A 20,832-nucleotide genomic window follows, 5' to 3' on the forward strand; every position below is an offset into this window, starting at 1 on the left:
AGCATCGCACGCCCCCCAACGAACCATTGCCAAAGGATTCAACATGTTTGACCTCAGCCCCCGCGTACAGGACCTGAAAACCAAGCTTCAGGGTTTTATGGATGAGCACATCTACCCCAACGAAGCCGTGTTCTACGAGCAGGTAAAACAGAATAAGTGGGGCCACCCGGCAATCCTTGAAGAACTCAAGGGAAAGGCCCGTGCGCAGGGTCTGTGGAACCTGTTCCTGCCCGAATCCGAGCGTGGCGCTGGCCTGACCAACGAAGAGTACGCCCATCTGTGTGAAATCATGGGCCGCGTCTCCTTCGCCGGCGAAGTCTTCAACTGCAACGCGCCGGACACCGGCAACATGGAAACCATCGAACGCTACGGCAATGAAGAGCAAAAAGAGCAATGGCTCAAGCCGCTGCTGGTGGGTGAAATCCGCTCCTGCTTCTCCATGACCGAACCGGACGTAGCCTCCTCCGATGCCACCAACATCCAGTGCGAAATCCGCCGCGAAGGTGACGAGTACGTCATCAACGGCACCAAGTGGTGGTCCTCCGGGGCAATGAACGAGCACTGCAAGATCGCCATCGTCATGGGCAAGACCGACGCCAACGCGCCGAAGCACCTGCAACAGAGCATGATTCTGGTGCCGCTGGACACCCCCGGCGTGAAGATCGTTCGCGACCTGCATGTATTCGGTTACGACCACGCCCCGCACGGTCACGCCGAAATCGAATACAACAATGTGCGCGTCCCGGTTTCCAACATCCTGCTGGGTGAGGGCCGTGGCTTCGAGATCGCCCAGGGTCGCCTTGGCCCGGGCCGCATCCACCACTGCATGCGCAGCATCGGCATCGCCGAACGCGCACTGGAAGCCATGTGCCGCCGTGCTGGCGAGCGCGTTGCCTTCGGCAAGCCGATGTACAAGCTGGGCAGCGTGCCGGAAATGATCGCGCGCTCCCGTTGCGAGATCGACCAGGCCCGCCTGCTGACCCTGCATGCCGCCCGCAGCATGGACAAGTTCGGCAACAAGGTTGCCCGTCAGCAGATCGCCATGATCAAAGCTGTTGCCCCAACCATGGCCTGCAACGTCATCGACCGCGCCATTCAGATCTTCGGCGCCAAGGGCGTGTGCCAGGACACCTTCCTCGCCTCCGCCTACGCCAAGGCCCGTACCCTGCGTCTGGCCGACGGCCCGGACGAGGTGCATCTGAACGCCATCGCCAAAATGGAAATGAGCCAATACCTGTAAGGGCAGCGCCAAGCCGCAAGCTGCAAGCCTAAAGCTGACCGTGCACTGGTTTTAGCTTGAGGCTTGAAGCTTGTGGCTCGAGCGAAGCGAGGTTCTATGAGCAAGCTGTTTGATCTGACCGGCAAGGTCGCCATCATCACCGGTTCGACCAAGGGCATCGGCAAGTCGATTGCCGAGGAATACGCCAAGGCTGGCGCCAAGGTTGTGATTTCCAGCCGCAAGGCCGACGTTTGTCAGCAGGTTGCGGACGAGCTGCGCGGCCAGGGCTTCGACGCTCTGCCGGTTGCCTGTCATGTGGGCGACAAAGCCCAGCTACAGAATCTGGTTGATCGCACCCTGGAAGCCTTTGGCCGCATCGACGTGCTGGTCTGTAACGCTGCCACCAACCCGGTCTATGGCCCGACCCACACAGTCAGCGACGAGGCCTTCGACAAGATCATGGGCACCAACGTCAAGGGCACCTTCTGGCTGTGCAACATGGTCATCCCGCACATGGTCGAGCAAGGTGGTGGTTCCATCGTGCTGCTGTCGAGCATTGCGGGGCTGCGTGCCAGCGCCAATATCGGCGTCTACGGCATGTCCAAGGCGGCTGAAGCCGGTCTGGCCCGCAACCTGTCGCTGGAATGGGGCCCGCAGGGCATCCGCGTCAATAGCATCGCCCCCGGCCTGATCCGTACCGATTTTGCCCAGGCCCTGCTGGAAGATCCGGACCGCCTGCGCAAGGTGGAAGAGAAGCTGCCACTGCGCCGCGTAGGCGAGCCGGTGGACATCGCCGGGGTGGCGCTGTTCCTGGCTTCCAGCGCTTCGGCGTACGTTACCGGGCAGACCATCGTCGCCGACGGCGGCGATACCATTGCCTGATAACGTCTGATTCACCTCGCTGTTCAACGCGCCAGGGTTCGCCCTGGCGTGTTATTTTTGCCTACTTGACCCATCAACAACAGGATCTTCAAAGATGAGCGGAGCGACCCTGATTGACGTATTGCCTGCCCACAAGTTCGACGAGGCAAAGCTCGCCAACTACCTGCAGGACTACCTTCCGGGAGCCAACCAGGGCATCAAGGTGCAGCAATTTCAGGGTGGCCAGTCCAACCCGACATTCCTGCTGGAAATCGCCGGCAAGCGTTACGTACTGCGCAAGAAGCCGCCGGGAAAACTGCTGCCGTCAGCCCACATGGTCGAGCGCGAGTTCCAGGTCATCAACGCCCTGGGCAAGACCGACGTGCCGGTACCAACCGCACGCCTGCTGTGTGAAGACCCCGAGATCATCGGCACCGCGTTCTACGTTATGGATTACGTCGAAGGCCGCGTCTACTCCCAGCCGCTGCTGAGCGAGGTAGCGCAGGAAGAGCGCATGCCGATCTACCAGTCCATGATCGAAACCATGGCCAAGATGCACAACGCCGACTGGAAGGCCATCGGCCTGGAAGGTTACGGCAAGCCCGACAACTACATCGCCCGTCAGGTCAAACGCTGGGGTGGCCAGTTCGAAGCCAGCCGCACCCACGACATGCCCGCTATGGACGCCCTGATGAAGTGGCTGCCGGAGAACATCCCGGCCGACGAAAGCACTACCATCGCCCACGGCGACTTCCGCATCGGCAACCTGATGCTGCATCCGACCGAATCCAAGGTCGTGTCGATCCTCGACTGGGAGCTGGCAACCCTCGGCCACCCGCTGTCGGATCTGGCCTACTGCTGTCTGCCGTACCACATGCCGGTCAACGTCGACGGCGCCAAGGGCATGGTCGGTGCTGATCTGAAATCCCTCGGTCTGCCGGAAGAGCAGCAACTGCTGGACTGGTACTGTGAATACACCGGCCGCAGCGGTGTGCCGAACTGGAACTACTACATCGCCTTCTCGCTGTTCCGTCTGGCCGCCATTGTGCAAGGTGTTTACCACCGCGCACTGCAAGGCAACGCCAGCAACGCCGACGCCCTGGAAGTCGGCAAACGCGCCAGCCTGCTGGCTGAGCGCGGCTGGGAAATCGCCCAGAAGTAAGACCAAACGGGGCAGCGTCAGCTGCCCCGTTGCACATTCAAGCCCCACCCGTTTCCAACAATGAGGATTGCCAATGAGCAAACCCGTCAAGCGCGTACTGCTGACCAACGACGACGGCTGGCGCGGCCCGGGCCTGCAAGTGCTCGAAGAGATTGCCAACGAGATCGCCGAGGAAGTGTGGATCGTCTCGCCCGATCTGGACCAAAGCGGCGTGTCCATGTCCATCTCCGTCCACCACCCGCTGCGCGTTCACCAGTTTGAAGAACACCGGTTCAGCGTCAGTGGCACTCCCAGTGACTGCGTCCTGCTCGGCGTTGCCGAACTGCTGCCGGTCAAACCCGATCTGGTGCTATCCGGCGTCAACAACGGCGCCAACATCAGCGACTCGGTCGCCTACTCCGGCACCATCGGCGGCGCCCTTACCGGCACCCTGCTTGGCATTCCGTCCATCGCCCTCAGCCAGGCCTACATCCCCGGCAACGACGTACATTGGGAAACCTCCCGCCAGTACGGTGCCAACCTGGTTCGCCAACTGCTGGACGCCGGCTGGCCGGAAGACTGTGCCATGAACATCAACTTCCCGGCACGTGCACCAGAAGACGTCCGTGGCGTCGCCATCTGCCGCCCGCAACGCGGCAGCATCGGCGGCGTGAACATCGAGCGCCGGGAAGACACCCGCGGCGTGCCCTACTACTGGCTCGGCTTCCAGCGCCAGACCGACCGCATCACCGGCCGCCAGACCGACGTCGGCGCCCTGCGCGACGGCCTGATCGCCCTGTCCCCGGTACGCTTCGAACGCGACATCGCCAGCAGCTGGCAAGTCGACACCAGCGACATGGCCGACCAGCTGGGTATCGATCAGAACGGCGTCGACGATGCTGTCGCCGACGATCCAAGCATCAGTCACTGAACACCCGCTGACGGCGTTCAGCCCATTGCCTGCCAAGGAGTTTGAAATGCAACGCTTCGAGAACAGAATCGCCCTGATCACCGGTGCCGGCAGCGGCATTGGCCGCGCCACCGCCAAACGTCTGGCCAGCGAAGGCGCGCGCCTGATGCTGGTTGACCGCAACGCCGAAGGTCTGGAACAGACCATTAAGGAACTGCCCGCCGGCGCCGAGGTGCTGCACCGCGCACTGGACGTCAGTGACGAAGCAGCCGTTGAGCAATGCGTCGCCGACACCGTGACCCACTACGGCCGCCTGGACGTGCTCTGCAACAACGCCGGTATCGCCGGTGGTGACTACAGCATCGCCACCGATCAGAGCCTGGAAACCTGGCAGAAGATCATCAACGTCAACCTGTTCGGCGTCATGCTGTTCACCAAGTACGCCTCGCGTCAGATGCGCGACCAGAACGGCGGCGCCATCGTCAACACCGCCTCGGTGGCAGGTATTCGCTCCGGCGCTGGCGGTAACGCCTACAGCGCCTCCAAGGCTGGCGTGATCAACTTCACCATGACCGCCGCCTGCGACCTCGGCCAGTTCAACATTCGCGTCAACGCCGTCTGCCCCGGCCTGATCGAAACCGGCATGACCGCCCCAGTGTTCAAGTACGCCCGCGAGAACAACAAGGAAGAGAAGCTCGGCACCCGCTGCGAGCTGCGCCGCTATGGCCGTCCAGAAGAGATCGCCGGCGCCATCGCCTTCCTCGCCAGTGAAGATGCCAGCTACGTTACCGGCCAGGCCCTGGCGGTTGACGGCGGCAACACCGCGTCACTCAACCTGCCCGGCATGAAGTTCTAATGCCCAGAGGTCTGTCGCCCCCGTCACCCGACGGGGGCGGCTTGAGCCTGCCCTTCCCTTGCGCCATCATGGCCGGACGCACTCAACCACCGGCCGCCCCATGCTGTACCTCACCCTGCCACACCTGATCCCGGATACCCGCCATGCAAGGCCTGCTTGACCTTGGCGCGCCCGAGCCTGCGGCAAAGCAGCAGATCGGCCCGGACGCCTGGGTGCTGAAAGGCTTTGCCCTGAGCGATGCGGACGCCCTGCTGGCCACCATCGAGCAGATCGCTGTACAGGCGCCCTTTCGCCATCAGGTCACCCCCGGCGGCTACACGATGTCCGCGGCCATGAGCAGCTGCGGCGCCTACGGCTGGGTGACGGATCGACACGGCTATCGATACAGCCCGCAAGACCCGCAAAGCAACCAGCCCTGGCCCGCCATGCCCGCGCTGTTCGCAGAGCTGGCCGAGCGCGCCGCGCATAGCACCGGGTTTGCGCACTTTGCGCCGGAAGCCTGCCTGATCAACCGCTACACCACCGGCGCGCGCATGGGCCTGCATCAGGACAAGGACGAGCAGGACTTCACCGCCCCCATCGTCTCGATCTCTCTCGGCGCCCCCATCACCTTCCTGTTTGGTGGTCCCAACCGCAGCGACCCAACCAGCCGCTGGCTGCTGGAACATGGCGACGTAGTGGTCTGGGGTGGCGTCAGCCGGCTGTATTTTCATGGTGTCAGCCCGCTGGGCAAAAAGGCCAGCCATCCCGCTACCGGCGCGGTGCGTTACAACCTGACCTTCAGGAAAGTCCGCTGAACGCAGCCGGCACTCCGCCCGGTCATCCAACGCACTGCAGCTCGCCAGGCAGTGGCGCGCAGGGCTCATCCCCCAGCATCTGCAGCACCCCATGAAGCACCTGCGCTGTCGCAGCTGCGGTCGGCTGCATCGGCTCCCGTAGTTCATTGGCCACCATCCCCTGCAGCGCCAGCGCGTATTTGATGACAGCAGGGTTGGGCTCAGCGAAGGCGTTCTGTATCCAGGGCAGCAAACGAAAGAAAGTGCGGCGCGCGGCAAGCAGGTCGCCCCGCTCCAGCAGCCGGTGCATCTGCACAAACAGGTCGGTACGGATATGCGCGGCCGCCGATATGGCACCGACAGCGCCCAGGCACTGACTGGCAAACATCTGCACATCCTCACCAGCGAGCACGTTGACATTGCCGTCGGCAACCAGCGCCATGGTCGTCTCCGCATCCCCTCCGCAATCCTTGACCGCGACGATGCGCGGGTGACGCACGATGCGTCTCAGGGTCTCGCGCTCAATCCGCACCCCGGTGCGATAGGGAATGTCATAGAGCACCACCGGCACCGTCGCCGCATCGGCAACCGTTTGAAAGAAGCGTTCCAACCCCTGCTGAGAAGGGCGAATATAGCAAGGCGCAGGCACCAGCAGTCCGGCCAGAGAACGCTGCTGAACCTCATGCTGAAACGCCAGCAGTTCACGCAGGTTGTTGCCGCTCAACCCCATGACCACCTGCTGCGGAGGTGCCCACTGCAGCACCGCATCCAGCACCGCAAGCTGCTCGCCCTGACTCAACGCCGCCGCCTCGCCAGTCGAACCGCAGACCACCAGCCCCGACACCCCATCGGCCAGCAAGCGCTCCACCAGCCTCTGCAGCGCAACAAAATCCACCTCTCCCTCACGGAATGGCGTTATCAGTGCTACCCAGATCCCACGAAAATCAGACATGCAAAAACTCCTTGTGGCAGACCGTCAAGTCACCGTCAGGAGGCGTGGGGATCAAACGTGAGGGAGGTGTAACCTAGCGCATGTTGTCCTGTCAGCCCATCTGACGGGACAGCACGCCCCGGTCAAATGAGCGACTGTTTCTTGGATTTCTTGGCAACGGAGACGCACACGCCGACCGAGGCGAGAAGCCCAGGTGATAGCAGCGAATGGTCAAAGGAAGGGAACATGTAATGCCCGTTGCGTAAAATCCAGCCCGATAGTACGAAGCAGCAGGCGGAGCTGTCAACGCCGCAGTGCCAGCTGACGGCTCGCCCGCCCCGGCTCAACTGCCAATCTCTAGCAACTTGATGCGCCCGCCGTCAAAGGCGAAGTGGTGCTGCAGATCCACCGGGCTACCCGGGAAGTTGCCCGTCAGCCGCGCGATGACCACCAGCGCCTCACCGTCCTGCCAGGATTGCAGCGGCGCCGCTACATAGCTGTACGCCTGTCGGGCAGCAAACTGCCACTCGACAATGGCCGCCAAACCCTGATGGGTCTGGTTTTCATCGCGTACCGTAGCGTCCTCGCAAAAACACTCGGCAAGCCGCGTCATGCCCTGCCCATTGCTGACTTCAAAATAGGTCTGTACGACATCCAACAATGCAATACTCATAATGTGCTCTCCTCTTCCGCAAACAGTGCGGGGACAGCAGTCATCTTGCCGGGCCAGTCTTAATTTGCTCAACTGGGATTAAGATAACGACCTATCCCAAAAAGCAGGATAATCCAATGGCGATTTCGCGTATCGGGCTCAATGAACTGGAAGCCGCCCTAGCAGTCGCCCGGCGCGGCTCCTTCCGCCAGGCCGCTATTGAGCTCAACGTCTCGACCAGCGCCCTGAGCACCACCATCGCCAAACTTGAAGCCGCCATCGACACACGCCTGTTCAACCGCACTACCCGCAGCGTATCGCTGACCGAGGCCGGCATCCTGTACCTGCAACAGGTGGGTCCGGCACTGGAAAACATGCGCGCCGCACTGGGCGAGGTGCGCACCCGTCACGCCGAGCCAGCCGGCGTGCTGCGTATCAATGCCTTCGCCAGCGCCGCGCGTTCGGCCCTGCTGCCGCTGATGCTCGACTTCATGCAGCGCTACCCCAAGGTACACATTGACCTGGTGACCGAAGGCCGCCTGGTCGACATCGTCGCCGACGGCTTCGACCTCGGCCTGCGTGCGCGCAATCTCGTGCCCGCCGACATGATCGTGCTATCACTGGGGCAGGCCCAGCGCTACGCCATCGTCGCCAGCCCTGCGTACCTGAACACCCATGGCCGTCCAGCCTCGCCAGCAGACCTGCTAAATCACCCGTGCATCCGCATCCGCCTGCCCAACGGAGGCATCTACCCCTGGCACTTGGAAAAGGACGGCGAGCACATCAAGCTGGAGGTCAACGGAAAACTCACCCTGGACGACGCCAGCGTGGTCAAAGCAGCCCTCAAGGCAGGCGCAGGCCTCGGACTACTGATGGAACAGGACGTCCAGGAGGAGCTGGACGCCAGACAGCTAGAACGCGTGTTGCAAGACTGGACACCACCCCGCCAAGAGCTCTGCCTCTACTACCCCAACCGCCGCAACCCTTCAGCGACGCTGAAGGCATTTATCGACTTGGCACGGGAGCACGCACGCGGTGAGCAGTAACAGGCGCGGAAGGTCGCCCGCCCCGGCACCAACTGCAAACCAGCCTCAGAGTGTGCTGATACGGTATTCAAGCAGCTATATGAACGCCTGAAAGCCCAAGGAAAAGTACCCAAAGTCACCCTGATTGCCTGCATACGCAAAACGGTTGCGATGCTTAATACTGCGCTCAAGAACCAGAAGCCGTGGCGTGAAAAAACAGCTTAATGTTGGGCGTTTACACCACAGTCACTTGTTAGCGCCGTGACACGAATAGCGCTAATCATCTTTGTCTTTGGTTTTTAAAGTCTCCACGTAATCTGCAATTCTTTTTAACTCTTTCGCAATCTCCAAGTTGCTTTCCAGCAATTGGGTGTTGATATTTTTTCCATTTTTAAAAGTCATTGCCCGCATAATCAACCAAAAGACAACTAGAAATATAACAAGCGGAAAAGCGGCGACAAAAATCTGTTCCAAAAATGGCTTCCCTGCTTCTTTCCCAGCCAATACTGGAGCACTAAATAAAGCCAAACCAACCAAGACCCAAGCTTTCATATATGATCCCCATTAGTGCCAACAACCAAAGCGGCGGTGCATTTATGCGGCCAGCTGATTTTGCTTGTTAACTATTTATGCCATTTTATTTGGATTCGTAGCGATCAGCATGAAAACACTTGTTGCCGTAACAACTACTCCAATTAAAAACACAAAGAAATTGTTCTTAGTCTTTTCCCAATTGACGAATACAAGAGGGGGATAAAAAAACACCCAAACGACCAATAACCCAATAAGCCAACCAACACTTTTCCGATAACCGATGATAAACGACCAAATATAGGACACACCGATCAAAATCATCCCCAAAACACCTAAAACTTCGCCAATTTCTCTCATAATTTCTCCTATATGGATAACGCCGCGCTCTGCGGTAAATTTGGAGCGAAGCGTAAAATTTATCCGACAGCAGCGCTTTGTTAGCTAATAAACTCAAATTCATCGACATCATCCAAATGAAATTTAAAATTATGAAAATCAGAATTATCGTCTAGTGCTCTCTTAATTAATTCATGATCAAAATCAAAAATAAACCAACTCCTTGCGATAACTTTTACACGCTCCTCAATCTCATAATAGTTATCAAAAGGATTGTTCATGATATATCTTTCTTCTTTAGGATTTATCTTTTCTTCTTTACTAAGGTCACCGGAGTAGCCATACAATGTATCAGCATCAAGATCCATATAAATGGGAATCTCAATAATACCATCACCTAAATAATTCGAGTTATAAATGTCAATTTCTTTGACAGAAAGGCTATGTATTCTGGTTATCATAGAATCACCTACATCTCCTGCATAAACAAAAGGCTCAAGGGGATGTTGGTCAAGTAATTCTGCGACGTTGGCTTCTAGCTGTTCTGAAATACTAGCCTGTTGTTTCTTAATTCTATCAAGAATCTCAAATCTACTTTGTGAAAACACAACGTCTATTTCGTCAAGATTTTGAAGATTTTTTTTGCATTCGGAATTCTGTAGAAAGTCTCCAATAGAGCTGAACATACTTACATTATCTATAGAAGAAAGAGCATTTTCTAGATTTTTATCTTTACAGATGCAATAAAGAATCTCATTTTTTTTTGCTAATTCTTTACAGGATTCGTATATAAAGGAATCTGGTATATCTTTTCTTTGTTTTCTTGAAGAATATGGCATATCTCCAGAAAAATAACTTTTAAATGCAAATCTAGCTTGGCTTTCTGAAATATCGTGAACCCACACATTGTTTTTGAATTTCCATTCTGAGTAATCAGTGAGTATGTTTTGAGTTAATGACGTCCCAATGCTTTTTATCTGATCAAGAGCTCTTCTCAATTCTTTGCCTATCGATTCTGGTATATCTTTCTTTAAGAGTTTGCTAATTCCCTTTTCAATCAAGGAAACATCTTCTGAATACAGATTTTCCAGCTGAGTGGTGAATTCACCATCAACAATCGAAGGGAGGTTTATTTCTACAATATCTCTTTTTGCCAATCTACTTAGCGCAAGAAATTCTGCTCTTTTTCTGGAGGGATCTTCTCTAAATATGTTTGTATCAATAAAAATATGGAACACCTATAGCTTTCCCTTATAAACGGTGTAAATAGCTAACAGTTGAATGGACCGACGGCTTTATGATTGCATATTAGTGACTTCCTCATAACAACACCTCGCCCGTCCGACTCAATACGAAAATTTTCCTTATAAAACAATTAGTTACCCCATCCCTGACGCATGCAACCTGTATTCGCTTGACTTCCTCTTTTTGTGCAACCAATAACGCTGTACAAAAACACAGCGCCAATGCGATATGGATACCACACCTGCCAAGCCACGCCTGCGAGAGCAGTTTCGCAACGTCATCAGGGTGAATCACTACAGTATTCGCGCCAAGAAGGCCTGCTGGTGCCGGAGGCGCTATTACCGGTGCGACCGTCGAGTGCGTCCCCCTCTGGAGACCGGGCTGGCGGAAATTAGCGAGTTTGTTACTTGGCTGGGTGAGATCGGTGACACTGTGTGCGTCGAGCGCCCTGCATGTATCCCGACGGTGCTGGCGCACATTGAGGCGCAACGGATCATCGCGCCGCAACCTGAGCCTCACAGGCGGCCTACACCGCTGAAGTATGGTGCAGGGCTGCGCGTTAAGGCGGTAAGACGAGCTGTACGAACAGCGCATACCCTGCTTGGGCATACCGATGTGCGTACTACGCAGATTGATAACCATGTCCTTGGTAATGCCTTTGCCGGGGTGCAAAGTTCGCTCGGCTGCGCCTTGGCTGGCTACGCTGAGCTATCCGTTTTCTGCTCCAAGACTATTCCAGGGCGCAAATCGCTGTCTATACCCCCAGATACAACAACCTGGCCCCGGCTGGAAGAAACGAGGCATTGATGTTCTGTTGGTGCCCGCTCCCACGCTTATGAAAAGGCAGAGGGCTCCTGCAAAGCAGTACCAGGTGGCCTGCCGTTGATGCGCTTGAGGTCGGGGGAAATGCTGCAGTTTTGATTAGCAACCTTTCGTCGTTTAACCACCAGCTAGCCGCTTTCGCCGCTACGGGGCGTATCGGCTGGCCAGTTTCCAGGCCAGCCGACAGTCAACGGTGCTCGCAGTCACTCCGTGCGGAAGCGCTGCACCAAATTTTTCAGCTGCGTGCTCAGGGTACTTTGCTCTGCAGCGTAGCTCTCGACCTCGGAGGCCTGGTCCGAGATCTTCGCCACTGCATCGTTGATGGTGACGATATTCTGGTTGATCTCCTCGGTGACGAGGTGTTGCTCCTCGGTGGCACTGGCAATCTGCATGGTCATATCGCGGATCTGCTGCACCTTGCCTTCAATGCTCTCGAACGCCTCCATAACCTCCTCGGACAGCACGATGGCTTTGTTCGATTCGACCAGGCTTTGATCCATGCTTACCGTCACGTCTTTGATACGCGTGACCAGCAGGTTGAGGATGTCGTTGATCTGTTCGGTCGAGTCCTGGGTGCGCTTGGCTAAATTGCGCACTTCATCGGCCACCACGGCAAAACCACGCCCCTGCTCGCCCGCTCGCGCTGCTTCAATCGCCGCATTCAAGGCCAGCAGGTTGGTCTGCTCGGCTATCTGCTGAATAGTGGTGAGGATATTGTTGATGTTGTCCGTTTCCTTCTCCAGCTCCTGAATCACCTTGCTGGAATTCTGGATACTGCTACCCAACTTGTTGACGCCAGAGGTGCTGCGCGCAATCACTTCTTTGCCATTGCGTGTGGCTGCCAGCCCCTGCTCCGATACGTCAGCGGTCTGCACACAGGTTTGCGCCACTTCATTGGCTGCGGAGGACATCTCGGTCACGGCGGTAACAATCTGCTCGACCGAACTCAGCTGGCGCTGCAAGGTGGCAGCCATCTCGGTGGTGCGTTTATTGGTATCACTTGAGACACCATCCATGCTGATGGCATTTTCCTTGATCACGCGGATCATGCCCTGAATCGACTCGATGAACTGGTTGAACCAGCGAGCCAGCTCCCCCGTTTCATCCGAGCTGAGGCGGTCCAGCCGGCGAGTCAGGTCGCCCTCCCCCTGAGCGATGATGCGCAACCCGTCAGTCACGAGGTTGATCGGGTTGACGATCCGCCTAGCAATGATGACCCCGGCGATGGCGAACAACGAGACCAGTACGAGGCTCACCGCCAGGGTGATCCAGGTCAACTCACGGGCGCTGGCGTACACCTCATCAGCCTGCTTCAAGCCGATGAACTTCCACCCCAGCTCAGGCGAGGTGTAGACGTTGGCCATGTAGGCGACGCCGTCGATGTCCAGTTCAACCGGGCCATTGTCGGTATTGGCGATAGTTGTAAAGTACGCGTCAGGCAGGGAGCTGATTTTCTTGAAGTTGTTGTCCGGCTTATGGCCGTCCACCAGCAAGGTGCCGCTCCCCTCCACGACCATCAGGAAGCCGGTCTCGCCGAGACGCACCTTCTGCGCCATGTCGGTCAGTGCCTTGAGCGACACATCCGCCGCCACGACCCCTGAAAACTGCCCGGAGTTATCCTTGAATCCTTTAAGTACAGTGACATACACCGCATCATCGGGCTCCCAGTAATAGCCGTCCCGACGGGCGAGCGTGAAATTCGCCTCACGGCCCTTGGTGTACCACTCGCGCTTGCGCGGATCCCAGTCGCCGTAATCGCCAGTACCGGGCCACTCCACGTAACCACCACGGCTGTCACTCATATAGACGTAGCCCAGCGTCGGGTTGCTTTCACCGATGCTGGAGAAGTAATCGAAAATCTGCTTTTCCCGACCGCCTTTGGACGTTGCGACTTGGGCGGGTTTGCGCGCCTCACCAAAATAGGTGCTCAACGTATCGTTGCTGTTGGCGTCTGTTACTGCGGGATAGGTTGCCATGGCCGAAACGGTGTGGCCCACGGCATCAAAAAAGGTAGCGAAATTGCTGTTTACCAATTTCATATCCAGACTGCTGGATATCAGGAAGTTCTCTCTGGCCTGCTCCGTCACATTACGGATAGTCAGCAACGCGACGATCAGCACAGGAATCAGCGTTGCAACCAGAAAACTCAACAACAGCTTGGATTTGATCTTCATTGTCTTAGCCTTCGCAAGAGTTTCCTAAACGGAAAAGCACTCTGAATACTGCGCCCACTATTAATGGACGCAGTACCAATGAAGATAGGACAAAATTACTTCATTGTTGGCATTGAGAACGAAACATTCTCGCGAACACCCGCCGACGGCCAGCGCTGGGTAACCGTTTTACGCTTGGTATAGAAACGCACGGCATCCGGGCCATAGGCGTGCAGGTCACCGAACAGCGAACGCTTCCAGCCGCCGAAGCTGTGATAGGCCACCGGCACAGGCAGCGGAACGTTGATGCCGACCATGCCCACTTTGATGTTGTCGGAGAAGTAGCGCGCTGCCTCACCATCACGGGTGAAGATACAGGTGCCGTTACCGTATTCGTGGGCATCGATCAGGTCCATCGCGGCCTGCATGCTATCGACACGCACGACTTGCAGTACCGGGCCGAAGATCTCTTCCTGGTAGCTGTCCATGTCCGGACGGACTTGGTCGATCAGCGTGCCACCAACAAAGAAGCCATTTTCATGGCCGGCCACCTGCGGGTTGCGGCCATCGACGACGATGGTCGCGCCCTGCTCCTCGGCGCTATTGATGTAGCCAACCACCTTCTGCTGGTGCGCCTTGGTGATCACCGGGCCGAAGTCGTTGCTCTTGTCCGAGTAGGCACCGACTTTGAGCGACTGCATCGCAGCCTGCATTTTCTCGATCAAGGCATCAGCAGCCGCATCACCCACCGCGACGGCAACAGACAGCGCCATGCAACGCTCGCCAGAAGAGCCGAAGGCAGCGCCCAGCAGTTGGTTGACGGCGTTGTCCATGTCGGCATCGGGCATCACGATGGCGTGGTTTTTCGCACCGCCCAGGGCCTGGCAGCGCTTGCCGTTGGCATTGGCGGTTTTGTAGATGTACTCGGCAATCGGCGTCGAACCCACGAAGCTGACAGCCTGCACACGCGGGTCGCCAAGCAAGGTATCGACCGCTTCCTTGTCGCCGTTGACGACGTTCATAACGCCATCAGGCAACCCGGCTTCCTGCAGCAGCTGAGCGATAAACAGAGTTGAACTCGGGTCGCGCTCGGACGGCTTGAGGACAAAGCAGTTTCCGCAAACGATGGCCATGGGGAACATCCACAGCGGCACCATCGCCGGGAAGTTGAACGGGGTAATACCGGCCACTACGCCCAGCGGCTGGAACTCACTCCAGGAGTCGATGTTCGGGCCAACATTTTTGCTGTGCTCGCCCTTGAGTAGCTCGGGTGCGCCGCAGGCGTATTCGACGTTCTCGATACCACGCTGCAGCTCACCCAGCGCGTCGTGGGCAATTTTGCCGTGCTCTTCGCCAATCATCTGCGCAATGCGGTCGGCGTTCTGCTCCAGCAGCTCCTTGAAACGAAACATGATGCGCGCGCGCTTGATCGGCGGCGTGTTGCGCCATTCCGGGAACGCGGCTTCAGCAGCGGCGATGGCCTGCTCGACGGTAGCCTTGGGCGCCAGCGCAACCTGCTTGCTGACTTCGCCGGTGGACGGATTGAATACGTCCTGCAGGCGGGTAGCGTCGCTGACGATCTGGCCGTTGATGAGGTGTCCTACTGTGTTCATGGGTGACTCCTGAAAAGTGAGGGGGCAGGGCGCAAAACCGCTGCCGGTACGTTAAGAAAATGGGGGTTACCAAAGGCTGCTGTAGAGCTCGACCATCTGATCAATCGTTGGCACACGCGGGTTGTTGCCCGGCGAACCGGAGGCCAGCGCCTGCTGAGCCATGGTCGGCATCAGTTGGAAGAAGCGGTCGCGATCGATGCCAAACTGCGCCGGGGTCGGCACCTGCAGTTCGTCGTTGAGCGCCTGCAGTTCAACAAGCAGCCTGGCATTGGCCTGCTCGTCGCTGTCCTGCGCTGTGGCAATGCCCATGGCCCGCGCGCAATCGGCGTAGCGCTGCGCAGCGGCAGGGATGGAAAACGCGGTCACGGTAGGCAACAGCATGGCGTTGGACAGCCCATGCGGCACATGGAAGAACGCCCCAATCGGGCGACTCATGCCGTGCACCAGCGCCACCGAGGCGCTGGAGAACGCCACACCGGCGAGCGTCGAACCCAGCATCATTGCCTCGCGGGCAGCCTTGTCGGCACCGTCATGGTAGGCACGACGCAGGTTCGGCGCGATCAGGCGCATGGCGGCCAGGGCCTGGCTGTCGCTGTAGAGATTGGCCTTCTGGCTGACGTACGCCTCGATGGCGTGAGTCAGGGCATCAAGGCCGGTGTCAGCGGTAACCCGTGGCGGCAGGCTGAGGGTCAGGTTGTAGTCGACCAGCGCGGCGACGGGCATGAAGCCAATGCCGACGCAGAGCATTTTCTCGTCGTTCGTCTCATCGGTGATGATGGTGAACCGGGTGACTTCCGAACCGGTTCCGGCGGTTGTCGGCACCGCGATAATCGGCAACCCGGTTTCGGTGACGTTGCGCGGGAACTTGTAGTCGCGCATTTCACCGCCCAGCTTGGCGAGGATGCCAATGGCCTTGGCGCTGTCGATCGGGCTGCCGCCGCCCAAGGCGATGATGCTGTCGTAGTCACCGGCACGCGCCATGTCGACGCCGGCCTGAATCGACTCGACCGTCGGCTCTGGCACGGTGTCGGCAAAGACATCTGCCTTCAGCCCGCTGGCGGCCAGCGTCGCCTGAATACGCTCTGCGTAGCCGAGCTGAACCATCATCTTGTCGGTGATCAGCAGCGGACGTGAGCAGCCCAGGCTGCTGAGCACGTCAGTGACCGCATCGCTGGCGCCTGCGCCGAGCTGCATGATGCGGGGTAGTATCACTTGATTAGTCATGTGCACTCCAGGTTGTGTCGTCATGAGAGGCCCCTTAGATCGGTTGGGCCATCCCATGTGTTGTCAAAAAGGGTTGGCGTAACGCGCTGGCAGCAGCGTCGGGCGTATACGCTATTGGTCGGAGCGCATCGGCGCCGCAGGGTTAGGTGAAGCTCCATAGGTGTAGGCAGCGTCTCCACGGGCTGGCTTGCTCTTGCCAGTTGGCGCTGCGCCATCGACCACCAGCGTCGGGGCTCTCAGGCGCTTGCCAAAGTCCTCATTGAGCATGCGCAGCAGAGACCAGGCGAGGACGAACAATACCGGAATCAACGGCAGCGCCACGACAATGGTTGACGTCTGCACCGCCTTGAGCCCGCCCACCTTGATCAAGCCAACGCCAACGACCGCCAGCAGCAACGCCCAGGTAATACGAATCCAGCGACGCGGCTCCTCGTAACCAGACAGCTCCCGCGAGGTGACCGATGCCAACACATAGGCCGCCGAATCCAGCGTGGTCGCGAGGAATACGAAGCACAGCAGCACGAACCCGGCAATCACCAGCTCGGACAGAGGCATGGTCTTCATGATCGCCAGTACCGTGGCGGGAATACCCTGCTCGTTGAGAATGGCACTGACATCCAGCACCCCGGAGAGCTGCAGATCCAGGGCATAGCCGCCCCACACTGCGAAGAACACCCAGCAACCCAGGCTGCCCCAGATCAGCTCAGCGAGCACCAGTTCCCGGATGGTGCGGCCACGCGAGATACGCGCAACGAACAACCCCATCATCGGCGCATAGGCGATCCACCAGGCCCAGTAGAAGATGGTCCAGTCCTGCGGGAAACGGCCCTTGGCAATCGGATCGGTCCACAGACTCATCTGTATAAAGTTATTGACCATCAGACCGACGCTGTTGGACCAGCCGTTGACGATAAATAGGGTCGGGCCAATGGCCAGAACAAACAGCAGCAGTAACACGGCCAGATAGACGTTGATGTCACTGAGAATGCGAATGCCCTTGCTCAGACCACACCACACGCTCATGCCGAACAGGCCAGTCCACAGGCCGAGAATCAGCATGTCGAAACCGAACGATGGCTGCAGGCCGATCACGTCCGACGCCAGCGTCGAGACCAGCGGTACGGCCAGACCAAGCGAGGTGCCAACACCACCGACAATACCGAAGACCACGACCGTATCCAGCAGAATACCGATCCAGCCATTCGCCTTGTCGCCCAGCAGCCCGCGGGCGGCGACCGAGAGGCGAACACCCGGCTGACGGCGAACGTACATGGAGTAAGCAATGGGAATTGCCGGCAGGCAGTAGATAGCCCAAGGGGTCAGGCCCCAATGGAATTGGCCATAGGCCAGCGCCCACTCGGCCGCTTCCTTGCTCTGACTGACGAGCCCACGTGGCGGGCCGTCGAAGTAATAGATCGGCTCAACCCAGGCCCAGTTGGCGATGGCAATACCAATACCGCCACAAAAGATCATGGCGACCCAACTGAAGTAGGAAAACTCCGGGGTGTCCTCGGCCCGACCGAGGCGAACATGGCCGTAGCGCCCCAGGGCGAGCCACAGCAGGAACACCACCGCGCCCAGACCGGCGAGCAGATAGAGCCAACCGAAGTTACCGGTGGCGAAACCGAACAGTTGCTTGATGATCAGGCCTCCCGCCTCGGGAAACAGGACCAGGGGAATGACGATGCCGAGAATAACGGCAATCGAAGGCCAGAATACCCGACCGTCAAGGGCCGAGCCGTGTTTGAAGTTGCTCATCGCTTGAATCTCCTCTTATGGGCTGGCTACAGGGCCGTGCTCTGGTAGCTGCCGGCTCTGCAACGCGCTAAAACACAATGCGGTTGTGCGTCGACTCACTCGACGCGAAAGCGCTGCCGGTTAAAGAGGTGGCGATGACGTTGGGGTGTCGCTTTTTTGTATTTGTTATTCATGATGCTTCTCATAAAGTCGCTTCAGGGTGAGCCGCTCCGGCGTGCCGGAGCGGCGGCTGATACCGGGCGGTTAGCTCGGCAAATACTCCTTACTCCAGCTTTCGCTGACGCAGTTGCGCTCGATAAGCGCATCGATCTGAGCCGGGCTGTAGCCAAATTCCTGCAGCACGCGGCGGGTGGAGGCGCCGAACTTCTCGGCTGGCGCCAGGGCACGAATGGGCGCGTTGCGCGGGCGGATCGCATAGGGATCCAGTTGCGTAACACAATGCCCGCTCGGATGGTCGGCATAGATGCTGAACGAATAGCTGCCATTGTCAGTGCCGGGCCGGCCATCGGCTGGTCGGCTATAGAGCTGGCGCAAGCTGTCGAGGTTATCCGGTGCCGCCGCTGCGATATCGACTGCGTGCAGGCGCTGCTGCCAGGTATCGGCGGTTTCCGACGCGAAGGCCTTGCTAAGGAAGCCAGCCCGATCGGCGGCAGCGCTGACACCGGCCAGGCCTGGCACACGCTCCAGCCGTTCCAGCTCCGCCTCGCGGCTGTCCAGATACAGCCAGTGATCAGCGGTACGATAGAAACGCGACAGATCGCTGTACCCGGCCACATCGCGCCCGGCAGGCTCATCGAACGGCCCCCTGCCCTCGTAATCGAAGCAGAACGGAATCTGCACTAGGTTGCCCAGCGACGCCAGCGAGGTACGGGCACGGCTGACCTGGCCGGTTGCCGCCTTGCGATACAGCGCAGAAGCGACGCCCAGGGCTGCAGCGAACCCACACATGACATCAATGGTGCCGACGTGGGCGTGCTCTTCCGGCGTTTCCATCCCGCCACCAAAGCGCAGCATGATCCCGGTGGTGGCCTGGATCAGGTCGTCGTACCCCAGATAATCGGTACGCGGGCCGCGACGCGGTCCGCCGAAGCAATCCAGCTGACAGAAAATCACACCCGGGTTGACCGCCTGCAGGCTGGCCTCATCCAGGCCCAGCGGCGCCAGCTGGCGATCAGGCGCGTTCATCACAATCACATCGACCGAACGCACCAGCGTATTGAACACCTCGCGGCCGTCCGGCTGGTTCAGGTCGACCAGAATGCTCTGCTTGCCGCGCGCCGAGGACATGCCGAATACCACGGTATTCCACGGGTCATAGTTGGGGCTGGCCGGATCGAGCTTGATCACATCGGCGCCAAACCGGCCCAGGAACGACGCCGAGTGCGGGCCGGCGATGACGTTGGTCAGATCGAGGATGCGCACACCGTCCAGCCAACCAGCAGCCTTGTCGGCCGGTGCCGGCAGCGCTGGCGAGGGGCACTCGGCCAGGGTGGCAAGCGCCTCTTCCACGGTCACCGTGCGACGCGGATTGGGCGCGAGCATCAAGGCGGCGGTGTCTTCCAGCCAGGCAATCGCACCCGGCTGTTTCATTCTGCCGTACTCCGGATCGTCGACGTCGACCACTAGCCCAGCCGTGTTGGCATGCTCATCGTGCAGCCACTCCTGCGTGGTGCGATGCGGCGCACCTGGGAACTGACCTTCACCGAAGATCTTTTCCCATTCAGCCGCGGTCTTGGTCAGGAACACTTCCTTCATGCGCGCCGAAATGCGCTTGGCCCAGTGCTCAGGCAGCGGATAGACACCTAGCGAGGCGTCACCTTCCCACTGCGCCAGCGGGAGGTAAGGGTCATCGACCTTGGGCAGCCCCGCAGCGAGCATTTCTTCATACAGCCCCATCGCCTGCAGGCAACGCTTGGCATGGGAGCGGTGCGACGGGCAAACCGCGTAGAACTTGCGGCCATCGGCGCATTCGTAGGTGCGGTAGAACGGATCGAGGTACTCCTGCAGCTCCTCGTAGCTGAGGTTCATCGGCAGGTTTTCGGCGCGGCGACGCTCGATTTCCTTTTCGCGCAGCGTCTTGTAGCGCAGCGGATAGCCGTCAATCTTGATCGAGTTGTACGACAGCCCCTCCATCACAGCTGACGCCAGCGGCACTTCAATCTCATCACCCAGACCACTGCGTTGCCGCGCCTGCAGCGCGAGCACCACGGCCGATACCGCCAGCATGGTGCCGTAGGACGACGCCAACGGCAGCGGCGAGAAGCTGGGGTTGATGCCCATCAGTACGCGGTTCTGGCCCATATCGGTGAACACGCCGGATGCCGAGGCGATAATCGACTCGAAGGCGCGCCAGTCGCGACGCAACTCGTCGTTGCTGGCAAACCCCGGGATAGACAGGGTGATCAGCTCGGGACGCTGGCGGCGCAATTCGGCGAAATCCAGGCCCAGGCGCTGCATGACGCCCGGACGGAAGTTCTCGATCACGATGTCGGCGCTGTCGATCAGCGCCTTGGCATCGTGCAGGCCTTGGGCCGATTTAAGGTCGAGCTGCAGGCAGTACTTGTTGCGGTTGAGCACGGCGTTGGCCGGGCTGTCCCACAAAGGGCCGCTGGGGGGATCGATATGGATGACCGTGGCACCGAGGTCGGCAAGGATCATGGCCACGGCAGGTCCGGCGATGTATTGGCCGAAGTCGATGACCTTGACGCCATTGAGGGGTAGTTGACTGAGCTGTCCCATGATTCACCATCGCTTGAAAGGCCCGCTGCTATCCGGG

Annotated in this window: 17 protein-coding genes; 7 read left to right on the forward strand and 10 right to left on the reverse strand. The window is 58.7% G+C overall.

What is annotated here, in order from left to right; translation table 11 throughout:
• The first annotated feature begins 43 nt into the window (after positions 1-43).
• The 6 genes from ACKPCU_RS14830 to alkB all read left to right on the forward strand — a co-directional run bounded on the left by ACKPCU_RS14830 (position 44) and on the right by alkB (position 5,784).
• Complete coding sequence (locus ACKPCU_RS14830; protein WP_321347857.1) at positions 44-1,240, forward strand: acyl-CoA dehydrogenase family protein; 1,197 nt, start codon at positions 44-46, stop codon at positions 1,238-1,240.
• Positions 1,241-1,336: 96 nt separating this feature from the next.
• Positions 1,337-2,101 carry an SDR family NAD(P)-dependent oxidoreductase gene (locus ACKPCU_RS14835; RefSeq protein WP_321347858.1) on the forward strand — a complete coding sequence of 255 codons (765 nt, stop codon included), beginning with the start codon at positions 1,337-1,339 and terminating at the stop codon, positions 2,099-2,101.
• Between the two features lie 94 nt (positions 2,102-2,195).
• On the forward strand, positions 2,196-3,242 hold the full coding sequence (locus ACKPCU_RS14840) for a phosphotransferase (protein WP_088273703.1): 1,047 nt from the start codon (positions 2,196-2,198) through the stop codon (positions 3,240-3,242).
• Positions 3,243-3,315: 73 nt separating this feature from the next.
• Positions 3,316-4,152, forward strand: a complete 837-nt coding sequence (gene surE / locus ACKPCU_RS14845; protein ID WP_321347865.1) for a 5'/3'-nucleotidase SurE — start codon at positions 3,316-3,318, stop codon at positions 4,150-4,152.
• A 46-nt stretch (positions 4,153-4,198) separates the two neighbouring features.
• The gene (locus tag ACKPCU_RS14850) at positions 4,199-4,987 is read left to right on the forward strand and encodes an SDR family NAD(P)-dependent oxidoreductase (protein ID WP_321347867.1); all 789 of its coding nucleotides are present in this window, start codon (positions 4,199-4,201) and stop codon (positions 4,985-4,987) included.
• 143 nt (positions 4,988-5,130) lie between these two features.
• On the forward strand, positions 5,131-5,784 hold the full coding sequence (alkB, locus tag ACKPCU_RS14855; protein WP_321347869.1) for a DNA oxidative demethylase AlkB: 654 nt from the start codon (positions 5,131-5,133) through the stop codon (positions 5,782-5,784).
• A 22-nt stretch (positions 5,785-5,806) separates the two neighbouring features.
• On the opposite strand, the gene dapA is transcribed toward alkB, so the two are convergent.
• A complete protein-coding gene (gene dapA, locus ACKPCU_RS14860) occupies positions 5,807-6,715 on the reverse strand; it encodes a 4-hydroxy-tetrahydrodipicolinate synthase (RefSeq protein WP_321347871.1) in 909 nt (302 codons plus the stop codon).
• Positions 6,716-7,037: 322 nt separating this feature from the next.
• Positions 7,038-7,367, reverse strand: coding sequence for a nuclear transport factor 2 family protein (locus ACKPCU_RS14865; protein WP_321347873.1), 330 nt, complete (start codon positions 7,365-7,367; stop codon positions 7,038-7,040).
• A gap of 116 nt (positions 7,368-7,483) precedes the next feature.
• Here ACKPCU_RS14865 and ACKPCU_RS14870 point away from each other — a divergent pair, with 116 nt between their 5' ends.
• A complete protein-coding gene (locus ACKPCU_RS14870; protein ID WP_321347876.1) occupies positions 7,484-8,392 on the forward strand; it encodes a LysR family transcriptional regulator in 909 nt (302 codons plus the stop codon).
• 255 nt (positions 8,393-8,647) lie between these two features.
• Here ACKPCU_RS14870 and ACKPCU_RS14875 read toward each other — a convergent pair whose 3' ends face one another.
• The 8 genes from ACKPCU_RS14875 to ACKPCU_RS14910 all read right to left on the reverse strand — a co-directional run bounded on the left by ACKPCU_RS14875 (position 8,648) and on the right by ACKPCU_RS14910 (position 20,795).
• The gene (locus ACKPCU_RS14875) at positions 8,648-8,923 is read right to left on the reverse strand and encodes a hypothetical protein (protein ID WP_321347878.1); all 276 of its coding nucleotides are present in this window, start codon (positions 8,921-8,923) and stop codon (positions 8,648-8,650) included.
• A 75-nt stretch (positions 8,924-8,998) separates the two neighbouring features.
• Positions 8,999-9,262: a hypothetical protein gene (locus ACKPCU_RS14880; RefSeq protein WP_321347880.1), complete on the reverse strand. Its 264-nt coding sequence runs from the start codon at positions 9,260-9,262 to the stop codon at positions 8,999-9,001.
• A gap of 80 nt (positions 9,263-9,342) precedes the next feature.
• Complete coding sequence (locus ACKPCU_RS14885; RefSeq protein WP_321347881.1) at positions 9,343-10,479, reverse strand: PIN domain-containing protein; 1,137 nt, start codon at positions 10,477-10,479, stop codon at positions 9,343-9,345.
• A 1,032-nt stretch (positions 10,480-11,511) separates the two neighbouring features.
• Positions 11,512-13,482, reverse strand: a complete 1,971-nt coding sequence (locus ACKPCU_RS14890; RefSeq protein ID WP_321347883.1) for a methyl-accepting chemotaxis protein — start codon at positions 13,480-13,482, stop codon at positions 11,512-11,514.
• Positions 13,483-13,577: 95 nt separating this feature from the next.
• Entirely contained in the window at positions 13,578-15,074 is a 1,497-nt protein-coding gene (locus tag ACKPCU_RS14895) for a CoA-acylating methylmalonate-semialdehyde dehydrogenase (protein WP_321347885.1), read from the reverse strand.
• Positions 15,075-15,140: 66 nt separating this feature from the next.
• Positions 15,141-16,298 (reverse strand): iron-containing alcohol dehydrogenase, encoded by a 1,158-nt coding sequence (locus ACKPCU_RS14900; RefSeq protein WP_321347887.1) that lies wholly within the window; start codon positions 16,296-16,298, stop codon positions 15,141-15,143.
• A gap of 111 nt (positions 16,299-16,409) precedes the next feature.
• Entirely contained in the window at positions 16,410-18,056 is a 1,647-nt protein-coding gene (locus tag ACKPCU_RS14905) for a BCCT family transporter (protein WP_321347890.1), read from the reverse strand.
• A 243-nt stretch (positions 18,057-18,299) separates the two neighbouring features.
• On the reverse strand, positions 18,300-20,795 hold the full coding sequence (locus ACKPCU_RS14910) for a CoA transferase (protein WP_321347892.1): 2,496 nt from the start codon (positions 20,793-20,795) through the stop codon (positions 18,300-18,302).
• Between the last annotated feature and the right edge of the window lie 37 nt (positions 20,796-20,832).

It is taken from the genome of Halopseudomonas oceani (assembly GCF_963677335.1).
GTDB lineage: Bacteria > Pseudomonadota > Gammaproteobacteria > Pseudomonadales > Pseudomonadaceae > Halopseudomonas > Halopseudomonas oceani.